This is a genomic window from Bradyrhizobium sp. SZCCHNS1022, assembly GCF_032484835.1.
Taxonomy (GTDB): Bacteria; Pseudomonadota; Alphaproteobacteria; order Rhizobiales; family Xanthobacteraceae; genus Bradyrhizobium.
The window spans coordinates 2,666,408-2,679,061 of record NZ_JAUETT010000001.1; the positions used below are offsets into that span (position 1 = coordinate 2,666,408).

Consider the following 12,654-nt stretch of genomic DNA (forward strand, 5'->3'; position numbering starts at 1 on the left):
CGCGCTGAAAATCGCGTTGGACAGAGGAGAATGATGGCGAGCATGGCGCTGGTTTCCGACCATATCGAGCCCGATACGCGCGAGCGGATTCTCGTGGTGGCGGAGCGGCTGTTCCGGCAGATCGGCTACCAGAAGACCACCGTGGCCGACATCGCCAAGGAGCTCCACATGAGCCCGGCGAATGTCTATCGCTTCTTCGATTCCAAGAAGGCGATCCATCACGGTGTCGCGCGAACGCTGATGGGCCAGGTCGAGGTGGCGGCGGAGGAGATTGCGGCGCGTCCCGGACCGGCGGTGCCGCGCCTTCGTGAACTGCTCGCCACCATCCATATCATGAATACCGAGCGCTATGTCGGCGACGCCAAGTTGCACGAGATGGTTGCGGTCGCCATGGAGGAGAGCTGGGAGGTCTGCGAGGCGCATATGCTTCTGATCACGGAGATTATCGGCCGGGTGATCGGGCAGGGCGCGGCATCGGGCGAGTTCGAGGCGGTCGATCTGCCGCTCTCGGCCCAGTGCGTCACCACCGCGATGCTGCGATTCTTCCACCCGCAGATGATCGCTCAATGCGAGCGGAAGCCTGGACCGACCATCGATCAAATGATCGATTTCGTGCTGGTCGGGCTTGGTTCAAGGAAGGTTGCGAGCTAGTTTCCCGTCATTGCGAGCGAAGCGAAGCAATCCAGGGCCGCAAGGAAGCGCTGGATTGCTTCGTCGCTTGCGCTCCTCGCAATGACGGAAGGGTGAAGGCGTGACCGAGCAGGACTTGCACTTCTACGAACCGAAGAACGGCCACGGCCTCAAGCACGATCCCTTCAACGCCATCATCGCGCCGCGTCCGATCGGTTGGATCTCCTCGCGCGACAAGAGCGGCAACGTCAATCTCGCGCCTTACAGCTTTTTCAACGCCTTCAATTACACCCCGCCGATCGTCGGCTTCTCCTCCACCAACTGGAAGGACTCGGTCGCCAATATCCAGGACACCGGCGAATTCGTCTGGAATCTGGTCACCCGCGACCTGGCCGAACGCATGAACGCGACCGCCGCGCATGTCGCTCGCGACGTCGATGAATTCAAGCTGGCCGGCCTCACCCCCGTACCCTGCAAGTTCGTGAATGTGCCGCGGGTCGGCGAGAGCCCGGTGGCGTTCGAGTGCAAGGTCTCCCAGATCATCCAGCTGCAGGGCGCCGACGGCACCAAGGCCAATGCCTGGCTCACGCTCGGCGAAGTGGTCGGCGTCACGATCGACAGGTCGCTGATCAAGGACGGCGTCTACCAGACCGCGCTGGCGCATCCGATCGTGCGCGCCGGCCGCCGCGGCGACTATTTCGAGATCACGCCGGAGGCGATGTTCGAGATGGCGCGGCCGGATTGAGGCGTTATTCTAGCGTCTGGACCTGCTCTGCGGCGACCGGAACCGCATTGTTCGCTCGCCGTTGATCGGGGGCGCGCGTAACTCACTCGATTCTCATGCGAAAGTGTCAGCTGAGAACTGTCACCTGAATCGCCGGGTGTTGGGCTAAGATGGCGCCGCTCCGGCGCCGGCGCTACCTTCGTCGAAAGAGCGTTCGAGGACAAAACCGTTCGAGGACATGGCCATGAATTCGTTCCGCCGCGATTTCATCACCAAGCCGATCTTCTCCTGGGCCCGCGGTGTCCTGCCGTCGATGTCGGCGACCGAGCGCGAGGCGCTGGAGGCGGGCGATGTCTGGTGGGATGCCGAACTGTTCACCGGCAACCCCGATTGGACCAAGCTGCTCGCTGTCCCGCAGGCGACCTTGACCGAGGAGGAGCGCGCCTTCCTGGATGGCGAGGTCGAAGAGCTCTGCAGAATGCTCGACGACTGGAAGATCAATTGGGAATGGCGCGATCTGCCGCGCGAAGTCTGGGACTTCGTTAAGCGCAAGAAGTTCTTCGGCATGATCATTCCGAAGGAATTCGGCGGGCTCGGCTTCTCGCCCTATGCGCATTCGGAAGTCGTGCGCAAATTGTCCTCACGCTCGATTGCGGCAGCCGTGACTGTGATGGTGCCGAACTCGCTCGGGCCGGGCGAACTCTTGATGCGCTTCGGCACCCGCGAGCAACAGGAGCGGTGGCTGCCGCGACTGGCGGATGGGCGTGACATTCCCTGCTTCGGACTGACCAGCCCGGAGGCCGGCTCGGATGCGGCGGCGATGGTCGATAGCGGCGTCATCTGCAAGGGCGAGTTCGAAGGGCGCGAGGTGATCGGCCTCAGGCTCAACTGGCACAAGCGCTACATCACGCTCGGCCCGGTCGCGACGCTGCTCGGGCTCGCCTTCAAGGCCTATGATCCCGATCACCTCGTGGGCCACCAGGACGAACTCGGCATCACGGTGGCGCTGATCCCGACCCATCTGCCCGGCGTCCGCATCGGCCGCCGTCATCTGCCGTCGATGCAGGTGTTTCAGAACGGTCCGAACTGGGGCGAGGACGTCTTCATCCCGCTGGACTACATCATCGGCGGCAAGGCGCGGCTTGGGCAGGGTTGGCAGATGCTGATGACGGCGCTGGCTGCCGGGCGCGGCATCTCCTTGCCGTCACTGTCGGCCGCGGGTGCGGCGTTCGCCGCCCGCGCCACCGGCGCCTATGCGCGCATCCGCGAGCAGTTCAACATCCCGATCGGCAAGTTCGAAGGCATCGAGGAGCCGCTGGCGCGGATCGCCGCGACGGCTTACCTGCTCGACGCGGCGCGCCGGCTCACCTGTGCCGCGCTCAACGCCGGGCATCATCCTGCCGTGATCTCCGGCATCATGAAGCTGCACGCGACCGAGCGGATGCGGATCGCGATCGACGATGCGATGGACATTCATGGCGGCAAGGCAGTGATCGACGGACCGCAGAACTATCTCGGCAGCATCTATCGCGCCGTGCCGGTCGGCATCACGGTCGAAGGCGCCAATATTCTCACCCGCAACCTGATCGTGTTCGGGCAGGGCGCCATCCGCGCGCATCCTTATCTCTTGCAGGAGATGAATGCGCTTGCGGATAGCGACCGCAAAACCGGGCTCGACGCCTTCGACACCGCGTTCTGGAAGCATGTCGGCCACAGTATCACGACACTGTTTCGTGCCTGGGGCCGCAGCTGGACCTTTGGGATCTTTGCACCGGCGCCCGAAGCGGGGAGTGCGACCGGGCATTATCGCCGGCTCTCGCGCTATGCGGCGGCCTTCGCGCTCTGCGCCGACGTGGCGCTGCTCACGCTGGGCGGCGCCTTGAAGCGCAAGGAGATGTTGTCGGCGCGCTTTGGCGACATCCTTTCCGAGCTCTATTTATTATCTGCCGCACTGAAGCGCTGGCAGGATGAAGGCCGTCAAGCCGAAGACCTGCCGCTGCTCGAATGGTGCATGGCATCGGGCTGCAGGACGATCGAGAACCGTTTCGCCGAGATCATCGCCAATCTGCCGAACCGGTTTGTGGCAGGGCTTCTGAAATTCGCGGTGCAGCCGTTCGGCTCGCGCGTGCTCGGGCCCTCTGATCGCATCGTTCATCAGTGCGCGCAGATCCTGCTCGCGCCATCAGCAGCGCGCGACCGGCTGACGCCTGACCTCGCCGAGGTCGATGATGACGGGCCGGTGGCGCGACTGGAGAAGGCGCTGCGGCTTGTCGTCGCCGCCGAGGACATCGTGAAGCGGCTGCGCGCCGCGCGGCTGCGCGATCCCGCCGAAGCGGTGAAGAAGGGCGTCATTACGCAGAGTGATGCAGACCGGCTTATCGCGGCCCACGAGGCGGCGGCCAAAGTGATCGAGGTCGACGATTTCGCAGCCGAGGCGCTGTCGCCGATCGCCGGCAAACCGGCCGATGTGCATCAATTCTTTCAGCAGCTCGGCGAACAGAGGGCGGCAAGCTGATGGCACGCGCGGTCTACATCATCGACGGCAGCAGGACGCCGTTCCTGAAGGCGCGTTCCGGGCCGGGGCCCTTCACGCCGGTCGATCTCGCCGTGCAATGCGGCCGGCCGCTGCTCGCGCGCCAACCCTTCGCGCCAGATCGCTTCGACCAGGTGATCCTCGGCTGCGTCAATGTGATCGCCGACGAGATGAACCCGGCTCGTGTCGCTGCGCTCCGGCTCGGGATGGGCGAGCGGATGGTCGCCTTCACCATGCAAATCAATTGCGGCTCGGGCATGCAATCGATCGACACCGCCTACCGCTATATCCGCGAGGGCCACGCCGATCTGATCCTCGCCGGCGGCGCCGAAGCGTTGAGCCATGCGCCGCTGGTCTGGCCGCAGCAGGGCGTGCGCTGGTTCGCGGGGCTTGCCACCGCAAAGACACTGGCCGCCAAGATCGCGGCCGCGTTGAGAGTGAGGCCCAGCTACTTCAAGCCGGTCATCGGGCTGGAGCGCGGGCTCACCGATCCCGTCACCGAGCTCAACATGGGGCAGACCGCGGAAAAGGTCGGCCATCTGTTCGGGATCACCCGGGCGCAGGCGGACGAGTATGCGGCCGAGAGCCACCGACGGCTTGCCCGCGCCCAGGCCGAGGGCTGGCTGAAGGGCGAGGTCGAGACCGCGTTCGCGCGCGACGGCAAGTTCTATGATCACGATGACGGCGTGCGGCCGGACTCGACGGCGGAGTCGCTGGCGAAATTGCGTCCGGTGTTCGAACGTCCCTGGGGCCAGGTGACCGCGGGCAATTCCTCGCAGATCACCGATGGCGCGTCCTGGGTGATCCTGGCCTCGGAAGATGCGGTGGCGAAGCACGGGTTGTCGCCGAAAGCCGTCATTCTCGACAGCCAGTGGTCGGCGCTCGATCCCTCGATCATGGGCCTTGGTCCGGTGCTGTCGGCCACCGCGCTGCTGAAGCGCAACAATTTCGCTTTGCAGGATGTCGAGACCTGGGAGCTGAACGAAGCCTTCGCCGCGCAGGTGCTTGGCTGTCTCGCTGCCTGGCAAGACGAGCGGTTCTGCCGCGAGGTGCTCGGCCTCGACGGCGCGGCCGGATCGATCGATCGCGCCAGGCTCAACGTCGATGGTGGTGCGATCAGTCTCGGTCACCCCGTCGGCACGTCGGGCAACCGGATCGTGCTGCATCTGGTCAATGCGATGAAGCGGCTCGGCACGCGGCGCGGCGTTGCCACCGAATGTATTGGCGGTGGGCTCGGTGGTGCCATGCTGATCGAGGCGGTGTGATCATGAAATCGCAAATCATGGATGTCCTCAGTGATCGCGTGCGCGAGCTTGGGCCGGTGGCTGATGCGGCAGGCCCGTACAAGAACTTCAAGCTGACACGCGATGAGGACGGCATCGCCTGGCTGCTGTTCGACCGGCCCGGGACCAGTGCCAACACCTTGTCTGCGGACGTTCTCGAGGAGTTCGATCGCGTCCTCGCCGAGCTGGAAGCGCACCGGCCGTCCGGGCTCGTCATCCGCTCTGCGAAAGCGTCCGGGTTCATTGCCGGCGCCGACGTCAATGCTTTCCGCGGCGCGAGCGATGCGCGCGCGGTCGGCACCGAGATGCTGCGCGCGCATGCGGTGGTCGACCGGTTGGAGGCGCTGCGCGTCCCGACGGTCGCCGTGATCCACGGCTTCTGTCTCGGCGGCGGGCTCGAAGTGGCGCTTGCCTGTCAGTCACGGATCGCGATCGAGGGAGCCCGCTTCGGTTTCCCCGAGGTGATGCTGGGCCTGCACCCGGGCCTCGGCGGCACCGCGCGCTTTACGCAAGCGGTCAATCCGGTGCAGGCGATGAGCCTGATGCTGACCGGCAAGACCATCGATGCGCGCCGCGCCAAATCGCTCGGACTGGTGGATGCGGTGACGCAGGAGCGCCATGTCCGCGGCGCGGTGAAGGATGCCGTGTTCGGGCGGCTGAAGCGCGCCAAGCCCGGCATGCTGAACGCGCTGCTCAATGCCGGCCCGGTGCGCGGGCTGCTCGCCAATCGCATGCGGAGCGAAGCGGAGAAGAGCGCGCCGCGCGAGCATTATCCTGCGCCTTACGCGCTGATCGATTTGTGGGAACGGCATGGTGGCGACAAGGTCGCGATGCTGCGGGCGGAGCAGACCTCGTTCGCCGGCCTGATGGTGACGCCGACCGCGCAGAACCTGATCCGCGTCTTCTTCCTGCGCGAGCAGATGAAGAAGAGCGCCGGCACCGGCAGCCAGGTCCAGCATGTCCACGTGATCGGTGCCGGCGCGATGGGCGGCGATATCGCGGCCTGGTGCGCCAATCAGGGCTTGCGCGTCACGCTCGCCGACATGAAGCCGGAGCCGATCGCAGGCGCGATCAAGCGCGCCGCCGATCTGTTCAATAAGATCATCCGAACAGGCCCCGAAGTGCGCGATGCGCTCGACCGGCTGATCCCGGACATGGCGGGCGAAGGTGTGCGCAACGCCGACTTGGTTATCGAGGCGGTGCCGGAGAAGCTCGAGCTCAAGCAGAAAGTCTACGCCGCGATCGAGCCTCGCATGAAGGGCGATGCGATCCTTGCCACCAATACGTCGAGCATTCCGCTTCAGGATCTGCGCACCAGCCTGCTGCGGCCGGAACGGCTATTGGGGCTGCACTTCTTCAATCCCGTGTCGCGGCTGCAGCTCGTCGAGGTGATCCATCACGAGGGCACCGATCAGGCGTTGTTCAGCCGTGCACTCGCCTTTGTCGGCGCGATCGATCGGTTGCCGCTACCGGTGAAGAGCTCGCCCGGCTTTCTCGTCAATCGCGCGCTGACGCCCTACATGCTGGAAGCGATGGTGCTCCTGGATGAGAAGATCGACCAGACCGTCATCGATGCCGCCGCGCGCAGGTTCGGCATGCCGATGGGACCGATCGAGCTCGCCGACCAGGTCGGGCTCGACATCTGCCTCGACGTCGGCGACATGCTGCGTACCAAATTCGGCGACGCGCTGCCGCCGACGCCGGCGTGGCTGCGCGAGAAGGTGGCGAGAGGCGAGCTCGGCCGCAAGACCGGCAAAGGCTTCTATAGTTGGCGAGACGGCAAGCCTCAGCGCATCGCGAGCCAACCGACGGAGCGCAAGCCCTCGCAAGAGATGATCGATCGCCTGATCCTGCCGATCTCCAATGTCTGCGTTGCTGCCCTGCGTGAGGGCATTGTGGATAATGCTGATAGTGTGGATGGAGCGATGATCTTCGGCACAGGTTATGCTCCGTTTCGCGGTGGCCCCTTGAATTATGCGCGCACGCGCGGCATCGAGGATGTCGTGACCACCTTGCGCAGCCTCGCGCAGAAATTCGGTGATCGGTTCACCCCCGATACCGGTTGGGAGACTTTCAGGTGACCGAAGCTTCTGTTCATGCCGCATTCACCACATCGAGCGAGCCGGGTGGCGATCTCTGCATTCGCACGCTTGCGATGCCGGCCGATACCAACGCCAATGGCGATATTTTCGGTGGCTGGCTGTTGAGCCAGATGGATGTCGGCGGCGGCGTGTTCGCTTCCAAGGTCGCGAGATCGCGTACGGTCACGGTGGCGATCGAAGCGATGAATTTTCGTAAAGCTGTCTATGTCGGCGATCTGGTCTCCGTGTATGCCAACCTCGTTCGGCTCGGCCGCACGTCGATGACGGTGCATCTCGAAGCCTGGGTGCTGCGACGCAAAGAGGAGCAGCCGATCCTTGTGACCGACGGTAATTTTACTTACGTCTCGATCGACGATGATGGTCGTCCGCAGATGATCAAACGGGACGGCGCGGCGGCGGCCAGCTAGATAGGCCCAGGAGCGCGTGCAGTTGGACGTATGCAGTTGTTAGCATAATCGTTCTGCTTCTCGCGCTATAGCGAGCCGCTTCTGCTAGGAATTTGCAGGCATGTGGCGGGGTTGAACGCATTGGCATCAGGCGCAATCGATGCGGCCGATCCCGGTGAGCCGATCACTCGGCAAGAATTGCCGTGCGTATTGCGACGGTACTTTTAGCCGCAGCCCGCTACGTTTGTCTGTTCAAGGCGCGAGGTCTTCGTTAGTCATCTTAGCGTAGCGCCATTCGGGTGACGTATTGCGCACCAGTGGTTGTGTAGCTACTATCATGATGATTTGTGGTGTGTAGTCGTGACTTGCTGCTCCAGCAGGACAGAGATTGACGCATCAAGACAACGGCGTCGTCCAGTTCATGACGGTGGCTCGCCATCCGACGAGGCTTCGGCCTCCGCTAAGCGAATACGATGGCGAGCAGCAATGCGACGGGAGTTATGATTGGTGGAGTTGGATATGTCCGATGTTGACGACAGGTTGACTTTGGAAGTTCTTAAAAGGCTTCAGCAGCGGCTTCATCGTGCCGAGAACAAGATTGATGATTATGAGATCGAGCTGAACCTATTTCGAGAGCAGCAGATTTCAGTGCTTCGAGATCTGCACCAGATTTATGAGTTGCTCGGCCAGCACCACGAAAGCTTGATCCATGCGCGCGGGCCATCGAAGCCGACGCTGGTGTCGCGCGATGAATCCCGATGAGAGTGCTCTCCATTGGTTCGACAAGGGCGTGCGTTCGAGCTTATGGGCTGGCCTCGCCGGCGGGTAGAAGCAAAGGACGCCGGTGACCTGCAGGACTGTGGCGGGCGTCGTTGCTGTGCTGGGATCAGCGCCGCCCACCAATAAGGAAGCATGACCAGCCGTGCGGCGAATTTGAAGTTCCGATCAAATCCGCCGGGCCGTCTTCATCGGAACACCGGGGTGCGGCACCTGGTCCCTGGAACTCCTGCCGTCATCCTCCGTTATAGGCCCGGACTTAAGCTGAAGGACTGGGTAATGTCGGACACCTACATCATCGAGGTCAGCAATCAGGCGGCAGGGATCGTCGTGCGCGACTGCGGTGGCTATCGTTTCTTTGCTGCGTCGCATCGCTTCAACCCACTCGAGGGCCAGGTATTTCGCAATGCGCGCGAGGCGGAGCGCGCGGCGATGCGGCTCGTCAACGGTGAATTGTCAGCGGCGGCGTAAGCACGGCAGGCTCTGGACAAAGAGCATGCGGCGGTTCCGGCTGTCATCTCCCGTGAGTGGCGGCCGCTTCGAGGGCTCGGGCGGATTGACGCTTGCGAGAATCCGCCGCACCATGGCGCTCTATCAAGAGGCGTGCCATGGCCCTGCTTTCTCAACGTCAGACCGAGATCCTCAATCTGGCGCGGTCTTCGGGCCGTGTCATGGTCGAAGATCTCGCCCGCCGCTTCGAAGTCTCTGCACAAACCATCCGCAAGGACCTGAACGATCTCTGCGAGCAGCGCGCGCTGACCCGTATCCATGGCGGCGCCATCATCGCCTCCGGCGTTGAGAACCTGGCCTACGAAGCGCGCCGGTTCGTCGCAGCCGAGGAGAAGAAGGCGATTGGAGCGGCGGCTGCGGCGCGAATCCCGAACGGGTGCTCGCTGTTCATCAACATCGGCACCACGACGGAGGAGGTCGCGAGCGCGCTCTCGGCGCACCAGGACCTGCTCGTCATCACCAACAATCTGAACGTCGCGATGCTGCTCTATCGCCATCCGCGCATCGAGGTGATCGTCGCCGGCGGCACAGTGCGCCGTTCCGATGGCGGCGTGGTCGGGTCGACGGCGACGCAACTGATCGGCCAGTTCAAGGTCGACTACGCGATCATCGGCGCCTCAGCGATCGATGAGGAAGGCGCGCTGCTCGACTTCGACTATCGCGAAGTGCAGGTGGCGCAGGCCATCATCGCCAACGCGCGTAGCGTGATGCTGGTGGCCGACTCCACCAAGCTTCATCGTTCCGCGCCGGTGCGTATCGCGCATCTCAGCCAGATCCAGACCTTCGTTACTGATCGTCCTCTGCCCGATGGGCTCGCCGGCCTGTGTCACAGCCGCGGCATCCAGGTCGTCACGGCGATGCCCACTGCCGATTTGGAGGACGGTGGCGATGTGCCCGAGGCTTCAACTTCAACGATACTTCGCCGGGCCTGAGGACACGTTCGCCAGCCCATTTTGCTGCGGCGCATTCGCGACATTCCTGTGAAATTCGGTTTGCTTTCACTTTCGTTTGTGTTTATCTCGCAAACGAAAGTGAAATCGCCGGAGTGAAGGCGATTGCCGGGGGAACGTCGGTTGGAGCGGATTTACGACCTCGCCATTATCGGAGGCGGCGTGAACGGTTGCGGCATCGCCCGCGATGCGGCCGGACGCGGCAATTCGGTATTTTTGTGCGAGATGAATGACCTGGCCAGCGGGACCTCGTCCTGGTCAACCAAGCTGGTGCATGGCGGCCTGCGCTATCTCGAATATTACGAGTTTCGGTTGGTGCGCGAGGCGCTGATCGAGCGCGAAGTTCTCTGGCGGATCGCGCCTCACATCATCAGCCCGCTGCGCTTCGTTCTGCCGCATCACGCGGGCCTGCGGCCGGCTTGGCTGCTGCGCCTCGGGCTTTTCCTTTACGACCATCTCGGCGGCCGCAAGCTGCTGCCGCCGACGCGCTCGGTCGATCTGCGCAGCGACGAGGTCGGCAAGCCGCTGCTTGCGGGGCGATATTCACGCGCCTTCGAATATTCGGATTGCTTCGTTGACGACGCCCGTCTCGTGGTCCTGACCGCGCGCGACGCCGCCGACCGCGGCGCCGTCATCCGCACCCGCACCCGCGCGACCGAGATCCGGCAGACCGGCGGCGTCTGGCAACTGACCGTCGTGAATACCGAGACCGGCGAGCGCGAAACCATCCGCGCCCGTGCGCTCGTGAATGCCGGCGGCCCCTGGGTCGAGGAGGTGCTGGCGCGCGGCGCCGGCGTGAATGCCAAGGCCAAGGTCCGCCTGGTGCAGGGCTCGCACATCGTCGTGCCGAAGCTCTATGACCACGATCGGGCCTACATCTTCCAGAATGCCGATGGCCGCATCGTCTTCGCGATTCCCTACCAGCAGGATTTCACGCTGATCGGCACTACCGATCGCGACTATCACGGCGATCCGGCCAAGGTGAAGGCGACGGAGGAGGAAATCCGTTATCTCTGCGCGGCGGTCGGCGAGTATCTCGCCAAGCCGGTCCGCCCCGAAGACGTGGTGTGGACCTATTCCGGCGTGCGCCCGCTCTATGACGACGGCGCGTCCGAGGCCAAAGCCGCGACGCGCGACTATGTGTTTGAGCTCGACACGCCCGACGGACTGCCGCTGTTGTCGATCTATGGCGGCAAGATCACGACCTATCGGCGGCTCTCCGAGGAGGCGCTGGAGCGCCTGTCGCCATATTTGAAAGGCGGCAAGGCGGGCGCGGGCTGGACGGGCCAGTCGCCCTTGCCCGGCGGTGAGATGGTGGTTTCCGGCGTGCCGGCCCTGGCTGCGGAGTTGCGCAAGGCCTATCCGTTCCTGGCCGAGGCGCATGCGCGCCGGCTTGCCCATGCCTACGGAACGCGCGCTGCAAAAATGCTCGGCAACGCTGCCGCAGCTTCCGATCTCGGCCAGGATTTCGGCGCGACCTTGACGGAGCGCGAAGTCAGGTACCTGATGGCGGAAGAGTGGGCATGCACGGCCGAGGACATCGTGTGGCGTCGATCGAAGCTTGGTTTGCGGATGTCGCCGCAGGAGATCGCGGCGCTCGATCATTGGATCGAGGCCAACCGCGCCTCCGTTGTCGCGCCCGCGCGTGAGGCGGGAGGACGCGCATGAGCGTGACGCTCGACCAGGTCACGCGCGTCGTCGATGGTCTTCCGACCATTCGCGATGTGTCGTTGACGCTGCAGCGCGGCACCTTGAGCGTGCTGCTCGGCCCGACCTTATCGGGCAAGACCTCGATCATGCGGCTGCTTGCCGGGCTCGACAAGCCGACCACCGGTCGCGTGCTGGTCGACGGCAAGGACGTCACCGGCGCCGACGTGCGGCAGCGTTCGGTCGCGATGGTCTATCAGCAGTTCATCAACTATCCGTCGCTGACGGTCTATGAGAACATCGCTTCGCCCCTGCGGGTGCAGGGCAAGCCGCGCGACCAGATCGAAAAGCGCGTCGCGGAGGCGGCGAAGCTGTTGCGGCTCGAGCCTTATCTGCAGCGCACGCCGCTGCAACTCTCCGGCGGTCAGCAGCAGCGCACGGCAATCGCCCGCGCGCTGGTGAAGGGCGCCGACCTCGTGCTGCTCGACGAGCCCCTGGCCAATTTGGACTACAAATTGCGCGAGGAGCTGCGCGCGGAGTTGCCGCGCATCTTCGAGGCCTCGGGCGCGATCTTCGTCTATGCCACCACCGAGCCGTCGGAGGCGTTGCTGCTCGGCGGCCGTACCATCTGCATGTGGGAGGGCAAGGCGCTGCAGGTCGGTGAGACCGCCAGCGTCTACCGCCGCCCGGACACGTTGCGGGTGGGGCAGGTGTTCTCCGATCCGCCGATGAACATCGTCGGCATCGTGAAGCGCGGCGACCAGGTGCATTATGACGGCGACGTTGCTGCGCCGGCGACCGGGCTCTATGCCGGTCTGGCCGACGGGACCTATCGTGTCGGTTTTCGGCCGCATCAGCTCGGGTTGACCAAGAGCGGCGCCAGCCACGGCCGCCACGCTTTCCCGGCGACCGTCTCGGTCACCGAGATCACGGGCTCCGAGAGCTTCGTCCATTTGTCCCGCAACGGCGTGAACTGGGTCGCGGTATTGCACGGCGTGCACGAATACGAACCCGGCGAGGCGCTGGACGCCGTGCTCGACCCCGGCAATATCTTTGTCTTTGATGCCGCCGACCGGCTGGTCGCGGCCCCCAGCGCCTGAGGGAGATGCCGA

11 protein-coding genes are annotated in these 12,654 nt (G+C 64.2%); all 11 read left to right on the top strand.

The window, feature by feature from the left end; genetic code table 11:
• Positions 1-42 precede the first annotated feature (42 nt).
• Entirely contained in the window at positions 43-651 is a 609-nt protein-coding gene (locus QX071_RS12075) for a TetR/AcrR family transcriptional regulator (protein ID WP_315706820.1), read from the top strand.
• 100 nt (positions 652-751) lie between these two features.
• Positions 752-1,375: a flavin reductase family protein gene (locus tag QX071_RS12080; protein WP_315706819.1), complete on the top strand. Its 624-nt coding sequence runs from the start codon at positions 752-754 to the stop codon at positions 1,373-1,375.
• Positions 1,376-1,592: 217 nt separating this feature from the next.
• Positions 1,593-3,869 carry an acyl-CoA dehydrogenase gene (locus QX071_RS12085; RefSeq protein ID WP_315706818.1) on the top strand — a complete coding sequence of 759 codons (2,277 nt, stop codon included), beginning with the start codon at positions 1,593-1,595 and terminating at the stop codon, positions 3,867-3,869.
• Entirely contained in the window at positions 3,869-5,152 is a 1,284-nt protein-coding gene (locus QX071_RS12090) for an acetyl-CoA C-acetyltransferase (RefSeq protein WP_315706817.1), read from the top strand. Before QX071_RS12085 ends, QX071_RS12090 begins: the two co-directional genes overlap by 1 nt.
• Positions 5,153-5,154: 2 nt before the next feature.
• Positions 5,155-7,251 carry a 3-hydroxyacyl-CoA dehydrogenase NAD-binding domain-containing protein gene (locus tag QX071_RS12095; RefSeq protein WP_315706816.1) on the top strand — a complete coding sequence of 699 codons (2,097 nt, stop codon included), beginning with the start codon at positions 5,155-5,157 and terminating at the stop codon, positions 7,249-7,251.
• Positions 7,248-7,679, top strand: coding sequence for an acyl-CoA thioesterase (locus QX071_RS12100; protein ID WP_315706815.1), 432 nt, complete (start codon positions 7,248-7,250; stop codon positions 7,677-7,679). Before QX071_RS12095 ends, QX071_RS12100 begins: the two co-directional genes overlap by 4 nt.
• 498 nt (positions 7,680-8,177) lie before the next feature.
• A complete protein-coding gene (locus QX071_RS12105) occupies positions 8,178-8,420 on the top strand; it encodes a hypothetical protein (RefSeq protein WP_315706814.1) in 243 nt (80 codons plus the stop codon).
• Positions 8,421-8,714: 294 nt separating this feature from the next.
• A complete protein-coding gene (locus QX071_RS12110; protein ID WP_315706848.1) occupies positions 8,715-8,906 on the top strand; it encodes a hypothetical protein in 192 nt (63 codons plus the stop codon).
• A 137-nt stretch (positions 8,907-9,043) separates the two neighbouring features.
• Positions 9,044-9,877 (top strand): DeoR/GlpR family DNA-binding transcription regulator, encoded by an 834-nt coding sequence (locus QX071_RS12115; protein ID WP_315706813.1) that lies wholly within the window; start codon positions 9,044-9,046, stop codon positions 9,875-9,877.
• Between the two features lie 141 nt (positions 9,878-10,018).
• A complete protein-coding gene (gene glpD, locus QX071_RS12120; RefSeq protein WP_315706812.1) occupies positions 10,019-11,563 on the top strand; it encodes a glycerol-3-phosphate dehydrogenase in 1,545 nt (514 codons plus the stop codon).
• Complete coding sequence (locus tag QX071_RS12125; RefSeq protein ID WP_315706811.1) at positions 11,560-12,642, top strand: ABC transporter ATP-binding protein; 1,083 nt, start codon at positions 11,560-11,562, stop codon at positions 12,640-12,642. The genes glpD and QX071_RS12125 overlap by 4 nt, the downstream gene beginning before the upstream one ends.
• Positions 12,643-12,654: the final 12 nt, after the last annotated feature.

Bases quoted from the DNA above. Each gene is read 5' to 3' on its own strand.
- QX071_RS12105 (WP_315706814.1), top strand. From the start codon at position 8,178: ATGTCCGATGTTGACGACAGGTTGACTTTGGAAGTTCTTAAAAGGCTT.
- QX071_RS12110 (WP_315706848.1), top strand. From the start codon at position 8,715: ATGTCGGACACCTACATCATCGAGGTCAGCAATCAGGCGGCAGGGATC.
- QX071_RS12115 (WP_315706813.1), top strand. From the start codon at position 9,044: ATGGCCCTGCTTTCTCAACGTCAGACCGAGATCCTCAATCTGGCGCGG.
- QX071_RS12085 (WP_315706818.1), top strand. From the start codon at position 1,593: ATGGCCATGAATTCGTTCCGCCGCGATTTCATCACCAAGCCGATCTTC.
- QX071_RS12075 (WP_315706820.1), top strand. From the start codon at position 43: ATGGCGCTGGTTTCCGACCATATCGAGCCCGATACGCGCGAGCGGATT.
- QX071_RS12090 (WP_315706817.1), top strand. From the start codon at position 3,869: ATGGCACGCGCGGTCTACATCATCGACGGCAGCAGGACGCCGTTCCTG.
- QX071_RS12125 (WP_315706811.1), top strand. From the start codon at position 11,560: ATGAGCGTGACGCTCGACCAGGTCACGCGCGTCGTCGATGGTCTTCCG.
- QX071_RS12095 (WP_315706816.1), top strand. From the start codon at position 5,155: ATGAAATCGCAAATCATGGATGTCCTCAGTGATCGCGTGCGCGAGCTT.